The sequence below is a fragment of the Sulfitobacter sp. THAF37 genome (assembly GCF_009363555.1).
Lineage (GTDB): Bacteria > Pseudomonadota > Alphaproteobacteria > Rhodobacterales > Rhodobacteraceae > Sulfitobacter.
In genome coordinates this window covers 152886-170958 of sequence record NZ_CP045373.1, presented here as the reverse complement: position 1 = coordinate 170958, position 18073 = coordinate 152886, and the positions used below count along the sequence as shown (strand labels likewise).

The window sequence follows — 18073 nt, the reverse complement described above, 5'->3', positions numbered from 1 at the left end:
CGATGGCGAAGGATCGTTCAGAGCCGGACCTGGACCGTGAGTTGGCCGACCTGCCGCCTGAGCTGCGCTGGCGGGAATGGATGCGCCGGATCGAGGCGGTGCTGTTTGCCTCCGCCTCGCCTGTCCCGCGCCAAGACCTCGCCCGCGTCGTGGGGCAGGGGGTCTCGGTGGATCTGTTGGTCGAGGATCTCGTCGCCGATCTGGAAGGGCGGGCCTTCGAGATCGCCCAGGTCTCTGGCGGCTGGATGTTTCGGACGCGGGCGGCCTACGCTCCCGCGATCCGGGTCGCCGCGGATGTCGAGGATCAGCTACTCGACCTGAGTGAATTCGACGTCGCGGTCTTGGCCGCCATCGCCTATCACCAGCCGATCACGCGCGACGGGCTCAAGGACATCTTCGGCAAGGAGATCAGCCGCGACCTGATCGGTCGGCTGCATGCGCGCGACTTGATCGGGACCGGGCCACGATCGCCGCGCCGCGGTGCGCCATACACATTTGTGACGACCGAGCAGTTCCTTGTTGCATTTGATCTGGAGACTCTCGCGGATCTGCCAGAGCGGGAGCAGTTGGAGGACGCAGGTCTGGATGGCGGGTCATAGGAATGGTTGCGGGCTGGCGATCCCCGTATTGGCCAAACGGTGAGGCATGTCGTGGACATTTCGTGACGCTCTCAGTTGTGACTTGTTGAGAGAACTCAGGCTTCGATCCTGAGCCCTCTGAACAGAGCTTCCCAAGGGTCCCCATCCTCGGTCATCGCGCCCGGTTCCAGGTTTGCTATGTTCTCGTCGATGACTGCGTTGTGGTAGTTCTTGAGCCAGCTGTATTTGCGCCGCACCGTCGCGTTGGGACTGTCGGCGAGACCGCTCTCCACCAACGTTTTGTGCCTACCCAGAAACTCGATCCAGCCGGCGTATTCGCCGTCGAGCTCGCTCAGACTGGCGCGAAGATAGTCGATGTAGTGGAGGCCTGACTCGTCCTGGCGCAGGAGGTTGTTCAGGTGACGCTCTTCATCCTCATAGGAATGTCCTTCCCGCCAAAGCGTTTGGTCCTGTCGGTGGCGTTCGATGACATCTTCATGGATCGCAATGCGCGGGAAGATGACCTCGCCTTCTTCCATGAAATAAGCCTGAACGAGGGCAGGCCCAAACACCGGACCACTGAAGTCGATGCCGAGATGCATAGGGCCGATGGTCATCGCGCCGCGCACCATTATGCCGTTCGCCACGCATTCGATCTGGATGTGCAGCAGATCGATGAGTTCCCAGACCAAAGGGCCAGCCTGGTACTGAGTTTCAATGGTTCTGGTTCTTACGATCGCGTCAGACACGATCTCTGCATGGACTTCGCTGATCATCCGCATCTCGTCGGAGCGGGTGGGCGGCGTGGCATCCCCTTCGGACACCCTGCGAAACATCGAAAGCAAGTGCCTGATCTCTGCACCGCTTCGCGTGTGCAGGAGGTTCCTGAAACCGAGGACATCAAAAAAGGTCACAAGGCATTCTTCGTAGTCGGGGTCGTTCTCGAAATCAGTCATCTCTGGTCCATCTTCAGCCGAGGAGCTTCTCCAACTCTTCCCCTTGGGCGGCATGCTTCTTGGGGTTTTCTGCTTTCAGCTTGTTCACGTTGATGAGCTTCCATCGGACCGCTGGAAGCTCGGCCGCTTGAGGGCGGTCGATCGCGTCGAAGTCTGGATCGCCGTCATGCAGGGTTCTCAGAAACCTCTTCGCGCCCTCATCCAAGCGGGATTGGATATCACCGATCAGGCGGTCGCGCGTTGAGACCAATTCCGTTAGGTCGACTGCTTCCTTCGTCATGCCCTCGAATTCCCGCGCGTAGGGCTGATCTAGATCGATCAGGTTTGGATTCAGCAGTTCGTGCGGCGGGCGTGGTGAACTCGCGAGGTAGATCAGAAACGTGCGGAACAACTCGTCGGTAAACCCTTCGTTCTCGTAGAGCAGTTTAACGTCGTAGAGGTCTCGCGGGTGCTGGCGATCTAGGGCCGCATGTAGCTTGCCGCCGAACAAATCCTCGAAGGAGACGATGTTCATCGTCGCATATCCGAACGCCTCCTCGACGGCTTCGGAGACTTCGCGTTGTTCCGGATCATGCACGACGCCCCGGGTAACGGGGGAGGTTTCGATTTTGATTTCGGCTGTGCCGAGGCGGGCGAGCGCACGCGTGGCGCCGCCGCCACCGCCGGCAATTCGCTGCGCTTTGGCGCCGGCGATGCCGCCTTCGATGGCGGCGGTAATCCGGTCCATCGCGTCGTTGATCTCGACGAGGCTGTCGGCGCGGTCCTTGACAGGCAGATAGGTCAGATCGATATCGACCGAGAGGCGCGGAAGGTCGCGATAGAAGAGGTTGATGGCCGTCCCGCCCTTGAGCGCAAATATCTCCTCCTTCGCCACATATGGAAGTACCCGTACGAGCAGGGCCACTTGGGCGGCATAGTCTTCACGCGCCATCACCACGTTCCTTTCTTACAAACTCTTCGGGCACCATGATCCTGTAGCGTGGATGTATCTTGCCGCCTTTGACCAATGCGCGATCCCCGCTGCCGAGGTCGAAGTCTTCCGGATCGAGACGCTTGCGCCAGGCATGGTCGTGGCGGTCGGCGAACACGAAGAACAGGCGTTTGACCTTGATCTTCTTGCAACTTCTGAGCAGTGCCGAGAGGGTTCTTGGGCGCAACGTCGTCAGGCTTTCGAACACCATGTCGAGGTTGTGAAAGCTCTCCTGATCCGGCAACTCGTCAAGCGCTTCGAGGATGGCGCGTTCCGGCGAGGACATCACCAGTTTCCAGTCCCATGGCAGGGACGATGCTGTCTCGTTGAGATTATTTCGCGCGTCATTGACACCCAACTCTGGATCGGAGAACAGCGATACGCTGCGTGTGCGGAGTTCGGTGTTGAGCGGCAGTTTTTCGAGCCAGTTGGGGATTTTTGAGCCGTAGAGCCAGACTGTGCTCTTGTCGCCGAGTGAGAGGTAGTGCGCATAGCCTTGCAGGCCCAATGCCGTCGCCCCCCCGATATGGACAGGGTAGTGCATGATGTGCTGGAGCGAGAGCAGGCTGGTCTTCCAGTCGAGCGTATTCGTGGTGGCGCTGCTTGGTGCGGGACGGCGGAACACTCCGCGTCCTAGGCGTTCTAGCCAGCCGCGTTGCACATAGCCGTAGGACGAACGCCGACCTATCCCGTGGTGCTCCAGCCAGGCGGAGTCCACGAGGAACCCCGTGGGGACAGCCTCAAGAAGACTCTTTAGTTTTTCGTGTTCTTGTCCACTCATGGGCGACATAATGATGTATTTTTAAAGATGCCGCCACTTGTTTCTGTGATAACCTGTGAGATAGTCCGTCAAGGATCGACAAATTCTGGAATTTTCAAAGAGACTGGTGGTTGTCAGCTCTGAAGCTCACCAGCAAAGCAGGGCGTGGATGCCCTCGGAGGGCTGAGAAGACATCCGGCCATTCGGATCGAACAGTCGAAGCTATGTGCCCCTGTCGAAGCCGCTGCGCCAAACCAGAGTCAGGTTTCACTTTCGATTGTGGCGTTCTTTTGCCCATACAAACATCGCACCGACGGCAGCATTGGCTTGCTGCACGCTGAACACTTCCGGTTCGAACGCGCCCGCCCATTGCTTTGTATCGCGATGTTCCGGGTGGTGTTTGTCGGTCAGCGCGTCGAGAAACTCTTCGTAAGAGTAGGGTCCTCCACAGTCCTCTGGCGGGCAGGCTCGCTCTCCGTCAACACAGGCGGGAAAGTCCAGATCTGGTCTTCCGGTTGGTTTGCTAAACTTCTCAACGGTGACGAGATGCCGCCAGCCATCGCCGAAATCATAAGTGTATGTGAACTGACTGCCTTTCTTGACCAGCTTTCCAAGAGTAAACCTCTTCTCGTCCTTCCGCCCATCGGTAGGGTCCCAGCTGTCGTCACTTTCGTCGCGGGCCTCGAACCTGTCTTCGCCAATCTCGAACTCATGCAAATGATAGTCTTGCCAAGGCATAGCGCCCTGGAGAACGGAATGCAGGATGTCCAAGCTGATGTCATTCGGCACGACGATACGGCGCCAGATGGGTGGTTTGATGCCAACCAGTTCGATTTTCAGCTCAATCAAAGTGTGTTCCGCCTGTCTCAATGGCCCTGCCGTTGAAGTAACTTTTGATTCTTAAGTTGAAGCATTCAAGGGGAACATTGGCCCCTCCCGCCCTTTGGCCAGGACCGCGCCCTACTCGGTCGGCTGCGCGCAGCCGCCCTCCCCGAGCTGAAACGCCGCCTCTCCCTGCGACGTGCCGCTGGCCCGGCCGTCTCCTCCGGAGCCAGCCCGACCAGCCGTCGCATGGTCGTGGCAACGCTTCATCTCGGCCGTTCCGGTTACGGTCACTGGGGCAGGGGTGTGCCCGCAACGGTGCGAACAGATGTATGTGGCCATCGGCCCAATCAAGCATAAAGCATGGGAAGTGCTTCAACCATGACGTTAGTCGTTGCAAAGATGGCTGTGCAAAATAGTGTGGTTCGGAGAGGGTTCCGATAATGTCTTCAATAATCAAGTTTTTCCGAATTACATTCTTTCTCGTCCTGTATTTTTTCTTATGTATGGTCGTGGTGACCACAATGCTTCAGGGTTGGCCGATTGGCGGCCAGATGTTGTTTGCATTTGGTGTTCCCGTCATTCTGGTCTGGTGGCAAGAAAAACGGAGATCGCGGAAAGTCGCTGCAAAGGCGCAAGCTGAGGGGAGTTCCGAAAATCTACCCCCCCGACCTGAGCCGGTGCCGCGCCCAAGTGCCTACGACAAGCGTATCGAGCGTGAGCGCGAACGAACTCGCGAAGCCAACGCGTCCAAACAGCCGGCTGCCGTGCAGGCTTACTCCCCACCAAAGCAGGACTACGCTGAAATCGTTCGGGCTGGAAAGTCTGCGGCGCCGGCACTTGCCGCGGCCGCTGAACGAAATCAGCCCTCGCGAGTGGCATCGAGCGCATCGGTCCGATCATCGAAAAGCGGGTGGGTCCCGTCTTATGAAACAGCTAGCGTCGCCGGCCGCAACATCGGCGGGATGGTCTATGTCGGCACGGCTCCCTTGCTGAACACCTACGGGTATCGTGACAAGTGCCGAGCCTATATCGATCCGTCTCTGTCTGTCGCGCGCTCTGGAGCCGACAAAGCTGGTGAAGGTATGCCTTACTGGCCCGGATACGCGGATATCTCACCTCAGTGCCGGGCGACCTACCTCGACTGGTTGGCCAGCGGGCGCAACGACGCCTCCTACAACCCCGGATACATGTTCCTGTACTTCTACGGGCTGGAGCGTCGCTTCTTCGTCGATCAGTCCAACGAAGATGCCAAGGATATCGTCCAGGAAGTTCGGCGGCTGCAGTCACTTTACCCTGACAACCACTCCGTCAGGCGCTATTTGGGTGAGTTCCTCGACATTGCGATGCTTGCCGAAACCGACCTCGACGCTATCGAACCGATTTTCGAGAAGCAGGGCTGGGAACTTCCGTTCTCACTCAAATACGCAATCGGAGCTCGGATCGACAAAGGCGAGAACCTGACGGCTGACTGGTTGCTGAGTTGGTTCATCTGCCATCCGGAAACAAATCTGAGAACTCCCGCGACGCGGTGCCGTGACGAGTTCGTCGCTCTTTTCCGTATGCGGTTTGATCGGCGTTTTCCTGATGGGCTCAAAGTGACAAAACCCCGGAAATCACTCACGGCATCCTATCGCGCCGCCTCCAGCGAGTTTCAGGGGTCAGTCAATCCGACCGTGGATGGCAAACCCGTGCCCGACATCTCCGGCTTGCGCAAGCCGGTCGAGATTGCGCAAGAGCTGGCTGACGAGGTGATGAACGACCTCGACAAGCTCAGTCGCTTCCTGGGCCGAAACCCTGACGGCCGCGGAAGTGTGGAAGCGCATGCCTTGCTACCCTCTGAACTTTGGGATGCTTTCCCATCAGAGGAAATGGACCGCTTGAAATCTTGGGCAAGCGATATCGTCGATCGCGGGGGATTGGTGCCGCTTGAGGAGGTGATCGGACGACTGGAGGGAGAAACGAACGAGAAGATCGGAAAACGGCAAATGACAGGAGCCGCCGACGCGCTCGCGCGCCTCGGTTTCGGTCTGGCGCCCGACCCTCGGTTTGCGCTCCGGTCGCCCAAGACGGAGGAGCCTGTTGTGCTGTTTCGTCTGGGCGAACCCATCGAAAGACTGGAGGACGTTTCCGACAGCTATCGAAGCGCCTTGATCGAATTGGCACTTGGGTCGTTAGTCGCCCATGCTGATGGTCGCATCGCGGAGCCTGAACGCAGGGCGTTGGAAGATCAGGTTTCTGCCACGGCCCTCAGCGATCAGGAACGCCGCAGGCTGCGTGCAAACCTTGAATGGTTCCTGGCCGTGCCACCGGACATGACGCTTCTGCGGCGCAAACTGAAGGAGGTGGGCCAAGACAGCCAAGCCGCTATGCGGGCAGCGCTGGTCGGTGCAGCACATGCCGATGGCATTATTCACTCCGACGAAGTCGCAAGCATCGAGAAAATCTACAAGGCTTTGGGACTTGATCCTGCGCTTGCCTACACCGACCTGCATGCTGGCGAAGTTGCGGATGGTCCACGCACTGTTCGCGCGTCGCAACCGGGTCGCCCGGGCGAAGCGATACCCGCGCTCGAAAAAGCCAGCGGACCGAAACTCGACGCTTCACGGATCGCAGCAATTCGTTCGGACACAGAGCGCGTGTCGTCCGTCCTCGGTCAGATTTTCGATGTCAAAGAGGAAGAAAGTGGTGCCTCCGCGCCTGCCAGCCAAAGCCAGCTGGTAGGGCTTGACCCGAAACACGGCGCCCTTGTCCTCGAACTGGTCACTCGAGAGCATTGGTCTGAAACCGAGTTCGAGACGATCTGCGCCTCGCATGGGTTGATGGCATCCGGGGCTTTGGAAGTCGTGAATGAATGGGCTTTTGAGACCTACAACGAAGCACTGCTCGACGAGTATGATGGATATGACGTGTCTCTGGAAATTGCGGAGGCGGTAAAAGAAAAGATGAGTGCGGAGGGCAGGGATGTCTAAGTTGAAACCACGTGAACGCGATGCAATCGTACAGGCGCTTCGGGCCGGGGTCGTGCCCAAACTCGGTTTGCGCCATATTCAGGTTGGCCGCGTCCGAGAGATTGAAGAGCTCGTCAAGGACATGGACCGGATATCCGATGGCGGATCGGCGATCCGGTTCATCATCGGGGAGTACGGATCGGGCAAGACGTTCTTCATGAACCTGATCCGCCTCGTGGCTCTGGAGAAAGGCCTGGTCGTGATGTTCGCGGATTTAGCGCCAGATCGGCGCATTCACGCGACCGGCGGACAAGCTCGCGGGCTGTATGCCGAGATGGCCCGAAACCTCTCGACGCGGACCAAGCCCGATGGCGGGGCATTGGCCAGCGTGGTGGAGCGATTTGTCAGCCAGGCTCACCGAGATGCTGAAGAACGGGATTTGCCCACGGGGACCGTCATTCGTGAACGCCTTGGCCACTTTGAAGAACTTACCGGAGGGTTTGAGTTCGCCGAAGTCATCCGTCGATATTGGGAAGGCCATGAGACCGGCGACGACGAGTTGAAATCCGCAGCCCTGAGATGGCTGCGCGGCGAGTTCGCGACACGCACCGACGCGCGCAAAGCACTTGGTGTGCGAACGATCATCGACGACGCCAGTGTCTATGACCATCTGAAGCTGATGTCGGCATTCGTGTGCGAGGCCGGGTATAAAGGATTGCTGGTCGGCCTCGACGAGATGGTGAACCTCTACAAGCTCACTTCGTCGCAGGCCCGCAATGCAAACTACGAACAGATCCTCCGGATCCTGAACGATGTGCTGCAGGGTAGCGCCGAGAACCTCGGATTCCTTATGGGTGGAACCCCGGAGTTTCTGATGAACACCCGTCGAGGGCTCTATAGCTACGAAGCCCTTCAATCGCGTTTGGCCGAGAACACCTTCGCGCGGGACGGATTGGTCGACCTTTCAGGACCGGTTGTCCGGCTGGCCAGCCTGACCCCTGAAGATCTCTTCGTTCTTCTGGCCAATGTGCGGCGGATCATGCAGGACGATGCCGGTGCTCTGCCGGACGACGCGCTCGAGGCCTTCATGGCGCATTGTTCGGACCGGATCGGTGAAGCTTACTTCCGCACCCCGCGCAATACGGTGACGGCATTCGTGAACCTGCTTTCCGTGCTTGAGCAAAACCCCGGTGTCGAGTGGAGCGATCTGATCGAAAAGATCGAGGTCTCCGAAGACCTCGGCGAAGACATGAACGAGGTAGACGAGTCGACTGGTGCCCAAGACCCCGGTGACGATGATCTGATCAGCTTCAAGCTCTGACGCCGATGAGCAGTGCGTTCGACAAACTGGCGAGGCCTGTGCAGAAATGGATACGCCAGAAAGGTTGGCGCGAACTTCGCGACATCCAGGCGCGATCCATCCGGACGATCTGCGAATCCAATGCCGATTTAATCGTTGCAGCTTCTACGGCGGGCGGAAAGACCGAGGCGGCGTTCCTGCCGTTGATTTCACAGGTGCTTGACGAGCCGTCGGGCGGCACCGGCTTCGACCTGCTCTACATCGGTCCGCTGAAAGCCCTGATCACGGACCAGGCCATGCGGCTGGAGGGCATCTGCCAGGAAGCAGAGCTTCCGGTTGTTCCCTGGCACGGAGATGTCTCGCAATCCATCAAGACGCGCGCGTTGATATCTCCAAAAGGGATCCTTCTGATAACCCCAGAGTCCCTTGAGGCGCTTTTCATTCGTCGCGGTTTGGAAATTGCCCGCCTGTTTGGGGCGACACGGGCGGTCGTGATCGACGAGCTGCACACAGTTCTGGACAGCGAACGCGGTGTCCAGCTTCGTTCACTGCTCACACGGCTCGAGCTCGCGATAAAGCGCCCAATCCGTCGGATAGGTCTGTCAGCTACGCTAGGCGACATGGACCTCGCTAAGGCCTATCTTCGCCCTGACGCCGCAAACGCTGTCCAGCTGATCGAAGCAGATGGCGGCGAGGCTGAATTGAAGCTTCAGCTTCGCGGTTACCTTTCCGGCGATGAAGATGAAAACAGCCCATCCGCAACGGACGCGATCGCAGCACATCTTTTCAAACACCTTCGAGGCAGCGACAACCTGGTCTTCGCCGGAGCGCGTCAACGGGTCGAGATTTACGCAGATCGGTTGCGGGAGCTTTGCGAACGGGAGCACCTGCCACAGGAATTCTATCCCCACCACGCGAGCCTCTCCCGAGAACACCGTGACTTCGTTGAGCGGCGCTTGAAGGACCCTGCGAAACCGACGACAGCCGTTTGCACATCGACGCTCGAGCTTGGAATCGACATCGGTGACGTGACCTGCGTGGCTCAAATCGGTGCGCCATTCAGCGTCGCCGCGTTGCGACAACGGCTTGGCCGATCAGGCCGGCGTGAAGGACAGCCGGCCATTCTCAGGCAGTATGCTGTCGAAGCCAAGTTGACGCCGGAGAGCAGTTTCGTGGATCGTCTTCGCCTCGGCCTGATCAGGTCCATCGCGATGATAGACTTGCTGCTGGAAGGCTGGTGCGAACCTCCAAAACCTCAGGCGCTTCATCTCTCGACGCTCGTCCACCAGATACTGTCAGTCATAGCGCAGCGCGGCGGTGCGTCTGCAAGCGTGGTCTACAATGTGCTCTGCCGCGAAGGCCCCTTTCGGAAGGTCACAACCGAAGTCTTCGCAGATGTGTTGCGTGCAATCGGCCACCCAGAAACCGGCTTGATCGAACAGGTCGGCAGCGGGCTGTTGCTTTTGGGACCCGCGGGCGAAAAACTGGTTGAGCATTACAGCTTCTATGCGGTGTTTCAGACGCCTGAGGAATTCCGGTTGGTCGCAGAGGGGCGGGACCTTGGAACCCTGCCGATCGATAATGTTCTTGCCCCTGGGATGCTATTAATATTCTCTGGGCGACGTTGGGTTGTTCAAGAAATCCATGATCGTGAAAAGGTCATCGTCGTCAAACCCGCGAAGGCTGGTGTGCCGCCCGTCTTCGGCGGCGATGCGGGGGACATTCATGACAAAGTGATCGACCGAATGTTCGCCGTGCTCGAGGGGGATTCCAGCCCAGCTTACATGGATACAGTCTCTTTGATGATGCTCGAGGAAGCGCGTGCTCACTATGAACAGCTGGGGTTTAGGGCCAATAACCTACACACCATTGGCGAGCATACATCAGTCATTGCGACGCGGGTCGGTACTGTGAAGACATCAACCCTCGCGCTAGCACTGAGAAGTGAGGGGTTTTCGGTCGAACTGCATGACGGGTTTCTGATGGTGGAGGCCGGGGACGAAACCCCCGATCTTCAAACGGTACTAGCGCACATTCGATCTGGCGAACCTGTCGATCTGTTCGCTGGAGCTGGGAATTTAATGTCGGAGAAGTTTCATCCTTACCTGTCGCAGCCCCTCTTGGAGTTGGATGCAATTTCTTCCAAGCTTGCGCCCGATACTCTTACCGCGATGGTCGGTAGAATCGTCCCAGCATAATATGTGCGGCAATACTCGTTGACTGTTTTCATCGCTCCTAGGGCTAGTGATTGCTTTGTCTCCGCCAAGAAAGGACGGCATCTTCCGTTCCCGCAACTGGTGCCGCGTCACTCCAACGATCCCAGAAATTGACTGTCGCGCTATTGGGCTTGAAGCGCGGCTCGGACACCACAACTCGCGTCGGAAGCAAGCTCGCATCGCCGACCACCAATGCCTCACCGATGTCGAGGACCGGTAGAAGATCACCAAACCCGCCGAGGCTGTCAGGCAGCAACCGTTTGATCACGGATTGATCGTCGCCGTTGGTCAGCCGCATCGCAATGACATTGTTGCACTGGCTCAGAACGGTGCGGTTCACTTCGGATGGTCTTTGGCTGATAACCACTAGTCCAACACCGTATTTCCTGCCTTCTTTGGCGATCCTCTCGAAAATCCCGACAGAGATCTCATCGGCTGACTCTGACGATGCACGCTCCGGGATATACAGATGTGCCTCATCGCAGAACAATGCGATGGGATGACGGTTGTCTGGTGGCGTCCACTGGCTGACTGTGAATATCAGCCGAGCAATCAAGCTGACCATGAGCGGCAGGATGTCGGACGGCACTTCCGAGAAATTGATGATCTTGATCCCACCCTTGCCATCAGCTTGCGATCCGCGCCCGCCTATCAGGAAATGCGTTACCTCCGACAGCCAGGCCATATCCATACAGGCTGCTGGCGGCTGAAATATGAACCCAAGCCTGCGATCATTTCGTTTGGCTTCAAATCGCGCGATTAAGCGGCTGAGCTTGTCGAAGTATGGTCCTTGCTTATCCTTGTTGTTAGCGCCCGGAACCATTTGTTCGTTCAAGTCAGATAGTTGCTTGTGGACACTGTCGATATCGAAAGGCACGGGGCTATCGATAGTGAAATTTGCAAGAATGTCGGCGTGTTTTCCCGGATCAAGCATTGCGCGCTTCGCATCGGTGATACAGCGCGTCATGAGCATGGCTTGGTTCGGAGCGTTCTGATCGGACCGATCTACAAACAAAGCGACCAATGCCTCATAGCCGAGAAGCCAGAACGGTAGATGTAGAACACCGTCGGCCAGTCGGCGATCGTGTCCAATGTCCCCCGGCCCAGCGATGCGTAGATGCCGAAACTCGTCGCTATCGAGGGTCTGGTACTCACCATGGATATCGAACAAGATTACGTTGGCTTGTGGAAGACCGGCAATCTGGTCTAGGAGCCGCGCAGTTGTGTACGATTTGCCGCTGCCAGTGCTACCGACCACGATGGCATGACGTTGGAACAGACGGTTGCCGTTCAAGAAGGCCCGCGCGTCCTCGTCCAAAGCATAGCGACCAAGATCAAGCTGCGGGCCGTCGCCGGAAACCTGCGAAATGACCTGCATGAAGTCTGTCAGGCGCTGACCTTCCAAGGAAAAGCAATCCGCATCGATTTCGGGCACAGTCTCTAGGGTGCGCTTAAAGACGTTCTCTTTCAGCCCCTCCTTGTCTACGAGTGTTCCAATCAGAGCGACCCGAACGAGGTTGTTTTCGGGGAGCGCGGCTTCCGGATCCTCCTCAGACCCGTCTATTGCAGTTTCGTCACCTGCTTTGCGTGTGATGCGCGAAACTATCCCGATTAAGTGCTGCCCGGCTTTCGAGCTTCTGATCGCGGTCAACCGATTGACCTGAATCCGTTTGAGGCGTTCAAGTTCATCGACTCGCACCGTCACAGTGGCAGTATCGACGGCAATAATTTTGCCGAGACTTTCATCATCGTTGAAATCAAGTATGCCCAACTCTTCCTCCTAAAACCCAATCAATTCGTTCAATGCAGGCAACTCCCAATATTTGCCCCCGGTAACAACAATACCGTCTGGGCTGTCACGGTTGTAAACCATCGTCCCCTCATCGTGGTTCTCGAGCGCGAGGTAGTGACGCCCGGCGTTGTTCTTGAGAAAATCCTTGGCTTCGGGCGTTAAGGTGCGCGCTGCGACAAGGATGGGAACGTCATGCACACGACAACGCGTCATCAGCTTCGGATGGATATGGCCGTCGCGGAACCCGTATCCTATGCAAATGAATGCGGTCGCGGCACTCAACACACGATCGGCGCCCTGTATCGCGCTCCGAAAGGGCTCGTCGTGCGTCCGCTGATATTTGCTTACACCTGGCGTGACGATCAACGGAACCAAACCATCGGGCAACTCGCTCGTCATCGGTAGCGACATCACACCCCCATGCGGGTCTGAAAACCAATCAAGAGACCCGTGGACTTTCCAGACTGTGACCGTCCGCGCCAAATTGGCCCCTTGTTTGAAAATCAGATTCTCCGCCCCATCGGCCCGTCGCAGATAGCCCGGAAGGAAACCCGTGTTGTGGATGTAGCCGCCTGAATCGGCTGCATACTCTGCAACGCGGTCGTAGTTTGTTGTTACGACATGGATATTGCGGTTTGTACTTCGGAATAAACCTGTGAATAGGGTGCGGAGCGGAAAAATGGTCTCGGTCTTTATAGCTGATTTGAGCAGGCTATAATCGCCCTGAGCGATGAAGTCCCAGGTACTTCGGACAATCTTGACAACCAAGGAGTCGGGTAGAGGCTTGTTTTCTAGTGCTGCTTCTAAATGATCTCCAGCGGCCAAGGCTGTTCTAACAAGTGTCCAGGCATCGACTTCCGGTCCATCGTCGGCCTGTACATTATCGCGGAGCCAAACGGCCAAATCCCCCATGCCACGAATGCCATGCGGTATCGAGGCCCCGCTGCCCAAGACTATCACTGGGCTATGCTGTGCACAGTTTTGGCACTGCTTTGCGAGTTCTTCTAGTTCCAAAGCTATTTTGCCTCACTTCTTGTACTTCGGCTTAGTTTGTCTGTGCCCGAAAACGATTTGGTCCAAAATTTCGCTCTTACGATACCCCCGGTAGCACTTCTTTGTCACAGCAAGTTTTCGCTGTCGTCGCAAGGTGGGTGCGTCGGGAATCTGGCAAGTGACATGGATCCGAAAATGCCTGCTCCAGCTATGATCCATGCATCAACATGCGCCCTCTGGCATCTTTGACGGCTGTTCACCATCCTTCCTTAGCGGCCAACGCACTTCTCCCTTTGTCTGAGTTGCATGACATGCTGGTCGCAGCTGTCGTCCCGTCCACAAAGGTTGCCGCCGATCTTTTTCCCCTGACCCTGCGGGTCATTCCTCGCGGAGCAAAAAGACCGGCACCTGCCCCTCTCCGCTACGCTTCGCCTTCGGTGTGCCCGGGCCTTGGCCAGCTGCAAGGTGACCATCATTGCAACGCAAACAAGGAGAAGAGCAATGACCACGAACTGCATCAAATTCACCAGCGCCGACATCGAGACCGCCAAGGGCACAGGCTCCATCTCGACCCTGACCTTCGACCTCGACATCACGGTCGAGCCCGTCGCGAGCACGAACCCGATGGCCCCCACGCACCGCGTCCTCGGCCGCTCCCCGCGCGGCAAGCTGGTCGAGTGCGGCGGCATCTGGAAGAAGCAGAACAAGGAGACCGGTGCCGACTACTACACGCTGACCATCCGCGACCACGGCTTCAACGCCAACCTCGGCAAGGCCGCGAACCAGGACGATCTGTCCCTGCAGGCCGTCATCCCCTGGGGCCCGAAAGACGCCGCCTAAGCCAAGGGCCAGACCGCTCCGGCGGTCTGGCTATTTCTCGTTATGAGGAATGGCAGCGGTTCGGGTCCGAAACCCGTGTCAGAAGGATGCGGCATATTTCGGACGCTGACACCGAGGCGGATAGTCTGACTGGATCGATCGCAGAAGCAGCTTTGATCGTTCTGTTGAGGGACAGAGTGGATCGCGCGAACCCGAGGGTGAGCCGAAAGTCAGCAGGGGAAAAATGGGAGCCCACTGTGCGAGGTAAGCGCACCCCTTCTCTCAGTCGAGCAACCCGCGCTTGGGTCGTGTTGGCGAGGCTGCCAGGGTGCCGAACTCACCCTTTGCCGCGAGGGTGTAAACCGCAGATCAACGTCATGCGTCCGGGGGGCGACGTCTCACGTCAGGGCCACCGTCGCGCGCCTTTCCGTCGACCTGTTGGCCTCTCAGATCGCTAGCCCGGGGTCGAGCGGCCGGCAACGCTGGGGGCAGGTTTCTGGACGGCTGCGCCTTGAGCGCTGCGGTGCACCGCTCACAACAAACCTGCCCCCGGCGTGCTCCATTTCATTCCGCCCCGTGCCGGGTGCAGCCCGCTCTCATGCCCCCGGTCTTTTCCACGATCCGTCCAACGACGATCAACGGAAAGGATCACACCATGACACTCGAACAATCCATCGACCTCGCCGAACTGCAAGCCGACATGGCCTTTGATGCCTACCTCGCCGCGTTTGATGAAGACGCCCATCCCGAGACACTCGACAGCCTCGAGACCGAGGCGCTGATCGCCCGCAGCCGCTACGACGACCTGCGCTCTCAGGGACTGGGTCACTGACCCAGACACCCCTGCGGGTCTACTGATCCGCAGGGGTTTGACACCGTCTCTCAGAAGCTTCGTGACGCCCTCGAATGGTGGGACCCGCGCTATCTCGCGCGGGCCGTTTTCGTGTTCTTCGCGCCCGATCCGTTACCGGCTCGGGCGCTCGGTTTGCCTGACATCGCGTGCTGCTCCAGCGCAAGTTTAGGCAGATTAATTCGACCAGATTGCCGCGCATCGATGAGGACGGCGGCGTTCCATGTCGCGCTGCGGAGCAGTCTTGACTGCACCCTATTGCCAGCAAAAAGACACAGCATGCAAAACGTTATATTGCGCAATGTGATGTATTGAAGTATAAGCAAAGGAGAGAAGGAAGACGTTGGCAGGATATGGCCAATGTTTGCACATTTTGTCCGAGGGGTCTGTCATGGGCGTTTCCCGCAAAGCTGAATGCTCCGCCGCACGCGAAAGCGATTGCGAGCAATCGCTGCCTCGCGCGCGTCTGCGCATGCAATCTTTTTCTGGCAGCGGGAGAACGCCCTAGTGCCGAGGCCAGCGAAAAACCTGAAGCTTGAAGAGCGCATCGAAGTGGCGCGGCGCTTCACGGCGGGCGAGAGCGCGAAGGAGCTGGCGGCGGCGTTCGGTATCTCTCCGCGCCACGTGAACCGGCTCGCGAAAGAGGAGGCGGGCGAGGGGATCGCAGCGCGCGATCCGAGCGAGACAGTGGCTTTCCGGGCTAGTCAGTCTGAGCTTGCAGCGTTCGATGCCGAGTGGCGCGAACGGGGTTTTTCCAACCGGTCACAGGCGCTCAATGCGGTGCTGCGCGGACGGTGCGGTTTCCTCGATGTGCCCCGTGATCTGGTCGCCGAATTTTGCGCCGCATGGCGACAGGCGAAGGATGTGAGCGACGCTGGCATGGTGCTCGCCAAGGCGGTCCATCGCGGTCGGCTGGAGGTCTCGGCGGCGGATCGCGCAGTGCTGATCGAACTGCTCGATCTTGCGCAGTCGATGAGCCGTGAGATGGGCCGGATGAAGGATGCGGCGCAAGCGCTGCGTCATCAGGAGTGGCCGCAAAGGGAAGAAGGGCAGGGGGCGGATGGCGCGGTTCTGGAGGGCACCCCGCGCGAGACCGTGACAGGTTTGAGGCTCGTCAGGAATGGCTGATCCGCTCGCCCTCTATGCCTCGGTCATGGGCCGGCTCTGGGAGGATGAGCGTATCCGGGGTCAGGCCGCGGCGCGGATCGACGCGCGGCTGGCGGGGCGTCGGCAGGGGCGAAGTTTCTCGCGCGTCGGATCCATGTCGGCGCGCAACGCGCTGAAAGTGGCTTCAGGGCAGAGCCGGGCTGCGGTGTTCAAACGGATCCGGGCAGGAGGCTGCAAGACGAGGTGTAGCCTCGGGGCGCAGATTTCCTACATCAACGACAAGGCGGTATACACCTATTCGACGATGACCAACGCGCTGACCGATGCGGCGGTGCTTTCTGAGGAGCAGAAAGAAGACATCATCGAGGATTGGGCCGGGACCTGGCGCGGCTCGACCAAGCTCGGGTTCACCTCGCACATGCTGCTCTCGTTCCCGACCGACGTGACGGTCGATCAGGTGTGCGACATCGCCATGGACTGGACGGAGCATTTCTTCGAGAGCGGGGAATATGGCGATCAGTGGGACTATGTCCTCGCGGTCCATGACGACCGGGCGCACAAGCATGCCCATATCATCCTGAACAATCGCGGCGTCGAAAACGGCACCTGGTTCTCTTGCTGGGCCGAGGGCGTGATGTCGCCGCAGCTGATGCGCGAGAAGCAGGCCGAGATCGCTGAAGGCTACGGCGTGACGCTCGACGCCACCACCCGGCTCGAGCGCGGCATTTTCGAGAAGCCCGCCGGGATTGAGGAGATCTACCGCGCCAAGGAAGAGGCCCGCCTTCCGCGCGAGATCGTCATGACGGCCCAGGAATCCGCCATGGCGCAGGCGCAGGTGGTGGGCTTCGCCAAGGACTACAAGTACCTCGCCGACCTGCTGGACCGGATGGACCAGCGTCACATGGCGCGCGCCGTGCGCGGCATGGCAGACGGTCTCGGCTCCGGCACGCCCTGGAACTTCACCGAAGGAGAGATAGACATGAAGGACATCAAGACCGTCGGTGATGCGATCGACTATTCCGAGCGCACGATCGAGGCGCTGAGGCTCAAGGCCGAGGAATTGGACCCGGCCGAGCGCGCCGCCTTCGAGGCCAAGGCCGCGCCGATCATCGCGGACCTCTCGCAGATGGTGCCTGACCCGGAGCTGCGCGCACGGTTTGGAAAGCAGCTCGAAGAACCCTATCCGCCGGGGGCGGGCAGCGAAGTGCTGATTGCGGCGCTGCAATCCGGCAATGACGAGGGGCTGCGCTACGTGCTCGAGCGCGCCGAGGAGGTGGGCATGGACAGCGAGGAGCTGGTAGCCCGGATCACTGCCGGCGGCACGCGCAACTACGGCATGGCGCAAGACTGGGTCGAGCGCGACATGAACGCGGTGCTGGCCAAGGACGGTCTCAGCGTGGAGACCGCGAGTGACGACCAGCTCGATGCCGCGCTCGAAAAGGTCGACGGCGTGATGGACGCACTGATGGAGCGGGCGAAGGAACTGGGCGTCGAGATCGGCCGAACCCTCGCGGACGAAGAGGAGGCGACACTGCCCCTCATCGACGAAGACGACCGGACGCCCAATCCCTACCTGCAGGACCTGGCCGACATGCTTCGGGACGGCAAGCTCACCGAGGAACAGGAAGAGGTGGTTGAGCGGACCCTGCAATCCGAGCTCTTCAAGGAGTTGGGTGAGGAGGGTTTGGCTGCACTTCGCCGCGGCAACTACGAGGTGCTGGACGCGGCCCTTCCGAGCAAGCTCGACCAGATCACCGTCACGCAGGAATTCCTCGAGATGACGTTTGAGGAGACCGGCGACCAAGTCTTCACCGACCGCGCCGCCGGGTTGCAGCAGGACAAGGCGACGGAGGTGGCGCGGATGCGCGGCCAGCAAGAGGCGCAGGAAATGGGGCGTGAACTTGCCCGAAACAAAACACTAGATCGTGGTCTCGATGACGAGATGGAATTCTAAGGGGG

General features: G+C 58.9%; 14 protein-coding genes. 8 read left to right on the top strand and 6 right to left on the bottom strand.

Annotated features, from left to right (window positions below; genetic code table 11):
• The first annotated feature begins 2 nt into the window (after positions 1-2).
• A complete protein-coding gene (locus FIU94_RS17645; protein WP_084353838.1) occupies positions 3-599 on the top strand; it encodes an SMC-Scp complex subunit ScpB in 597 nt (198 codons plus the stop codon).
• A 95-nt stretch (positions 600-694) separates the two neighbouring features.
• On the opposite strand, the gene FIU94_RS17640 is transcribed toward FIU94_RS17645, so the two are convergent.
• From FIU94_RS17640 to FIU94_RS17625, 4 genes are all read right to left on the bottom strand, one after another.
• Positions 695-1534 (bottom strand): hypothetical protein, encoded by an 840-nt coding sequence (locus FIU94_RS17640; protein ID WP_084353837.1) that lies wholly within the window; start codon positions 1532-1534, stop codon positions 695-697.
• A 13-nt stretch (positions 1535-1547) separates the two neighbouring features.
• Complete coding sequence (locus FIU94_RS17635) at positions 1548-2465, bottom strand: nucleotidyl transferase AbiEii/AbiGii toxin family protein (protein ID WP_084353836.1); 918 nt, start codon at positions 2463-2465, stop codon at positions 1548-1550.
• Positions 2455-3285, bottom strand: coding sequence for a type IV toxin-antitoxin system AbiEi family antitoxin domain-containing protein (locus tag FIU94_RS17630; RefSeq protein ID WP_084353844.1), 831 nt, complete (start codon positions 3283-3285; stop codon positions 2455-2457). The genes FIU94_RS17635 and FIU94_RS17630 overlap by 11 nt, the downstream gene beginning before the upstream one ends.
• A 246-nt stretch (positions 3286-3531) precedes the next feature.
• Positions 3532-4113 carry a plasmid pRiA4b ORF-3 family protein gene (locus FIU94_RS17625; protein WP_235866649.1) on the bottom strand — a complete coding sequence of 194 codons (582 nt, stop codon included), beginning with the start codon at positions 4111-4113 and terminating at the stop codon, positions 3532-3534.
• A gap of 416 nt (positions 4114-4529) precedes the next feature.
• On the opposite strand from FIU94_RS17625, the gene FIU94_RS17620 reads away from it, so the two are divergent.
• Genes FIU94_RS17620 through FIU94_RS17610 form a run of 3 tightly spaced genes read left to right on the top strand, consistent with a single transcriptional unit; the run spans position 4530 to position 10535 of the window.
• Positions 4530-7058: a TerB N-terminal domain-containing protein gene (locus FIU94_RS17620; RefSeq protein ID WP_084353834.1), complete on the top strand. Its 2529-nt coding sequence runs from the start codon at positions 4530-4532 to the stop codon at positions 7056-7058.
• Positions 7051-8358 carry an ATP-binding protein gene (locus tag FIU94_RS17615; RefSeq protein WP_084353833.1) on the top strand — a complete coding sequence of 436 codons (1308 nt, stop codon included), beginning with the start codon at positions 7051-7053 and terminating at the stop codon, positions 8356-8358. Before FIU94_RS17620 ends, FIU94_RS17615 begins: the two co-directional genes overlap by 8 nt.
• 5 nt (positions 8359-8363) lie before the next feature.
• Positions 8364-10535 (top strand): DEAD/DEAH box helicase, encoded by a 2172-nt coding sequence (locus FIU94_RS17610; protein WP_084353832.1) that lies wholly within the window; start codon positions 8364-8366, stop codon positions 10533-10535.
• A 43-nt stretch (positions 10536-10578) separates the two neighbouring features.
• Here FIU94_RS17610 and FIU94_RS17605 read toward each other — a convergent pair whose 3' ends face one another.
• Positions 10579-12324, bottom strand: coding sequence for an ATP-binding protein (locus tag FIU94_RS17605; RefSeq protein ID WP_084353831.1), 1746 nt, complete (start codon positions 12322-12324; stop codon positions 10579-10581).
• Between the two features lie 9 nt (positions 12325-12333).
• Complete coding sequence (locus FIU94_RS17600) at positions 12334-13359, bottom strand: SIR2 family protein (RefSeq protein ID WP_084353830.1); 1026 nt, start codon at positions 13357-13359, stop codon at positions 12334-12336.
• A gap of 480 nt (positions 13360-13839) precedes the next feature.
• On the opposite strand from FIU94_RS17600, the gene FIU94_RS17590 reads away from it, so the two are divergent.
• The 4 genes from FIU94_RS17590 (at position 13840) to FIU94_RS17580 (ending at position 18068) form a co-directional block, all read left to right on the top strand.
• Positions 13840-14178, top strand: coding sequence for a DUF736 family protein (locus FIU94_RS17590; RefSeq protein ID WP_037207756.1), 339 nt, complete (start codon positions 13840-13842; stop codon positions 14176-14178).
• Positions 14179-14812: 634 nt separating this feature from the next.
• Positions 14813-14989, top strand: a complete 177-nt coding sequence (locus tag FIU94_RS20945; protein WP_165198475.1) for a hypothetical protein — start codon at positions 14813-14815, stop codon at positions 14987-14989.
• 525 nt (positions 14990-15514) lie between these two features.
• On the top strand, positions 15515-16135 hold the full coding sequence (locus tag FIU94_RS17585; RefSeq protein ID WP_084353843.1) for a helix-turn-helix domain-containing protein: 621 nt from the start codon (positions 15515-15517) through the stop codon (positions 16133-16135).
• Positions 16128-18068 carry a relaxase/mobilization nuclease domain-containing protein gene (locus FIU94_RS17580; protein ID WP_084353828.1) on the top strand — a complete coding sequence of 647 codons (1941 nt, stop codon included), beginning with the start codon at positions 16128-16130 and terminating at the stop codon, positions 18066-18068. Before FIU94_RS17585 ends, FIU94_RS17580 begins: the two co-directional genes overlap by 8 nt.
• The last annotated feature ends 5 nt before the right edge of the window (positions 18069-18073 follow it).

Excerpts from the sequence above, each read along its gene's own strand:
- FIU94_RS17635 (WP_084353836.1), bottom strand. The coding sequence starts at position 2,465 with ATGGCGCGTGAAGACTATGCCGCCCAAGTGGCCCTGCTCGTACGGGTA.
- FIU94_RS17640 (WP_084353837.1), bottom strand. The coding sequence starts at position 1,534 with ATGACTGATTTCGAGAACGACCCCGACTACGAAGAATGCCTTGTGACC.
- FIU94_RS20945 (WP_165198475.1), top strand. The coding sequence starts at position 14,813 with ATGACACTCGAACAATCCATCGACCTCGCCGAACTGCAAGCCGACATG.
- FIU94_RS17590 (WP_037207756.1), top strand. The coding sequence starts at position 13,840 with ATGACCACGAACTGCATCAAATTCACCAGCGCCGACATCGAGACCGCC.
- FIU94_RS17630 (WP_084353844.1), bottom strand. The coding sequence starts at position 3,285 with ATGAGTGGACAAGAACACGAAAAACTAAAGAGTCTTCTTGAGGCTGTC.
- FIU94_RS17645 (WP_084353838.1), top strand. The coding sequence starts at position 3 with ATGGCGAAGGATCGTTCAGAGCCGGACCTGGACCGTGAGTTGGCCGAC.
- FIU94_RS17615 (WP_084353833.1), top strand. The coding sequence starts at position 7,051 with ATGTCTAAGTTGAAACCACGTGAACGCGATGCAATCGTACAGGCGCTT.
- FIU94_RS17580 (WP_084353828.1), top strand. The coding sequence starts at position 16,128 with ATGGCTGATCCGCTCGCCCTCTATGCCTCGGTCATGGGCCGGCTCTGG.
- FIU94_RS17610 (WP_084353832.1), top strand. The coding sequence starts at position 8,364 with ATGAGCAGTGCGTTCGACAAACTGGCGAGGCCTGTGCAGAAATGGATA.
- FIU94_RS17620 (WP_084353834.1), top strand. The coding sequence starts at position 4,530 with ATGTCTTCAATAATCAAGTTTTTCCGAATTACATTCTTTCTCGTCCTG.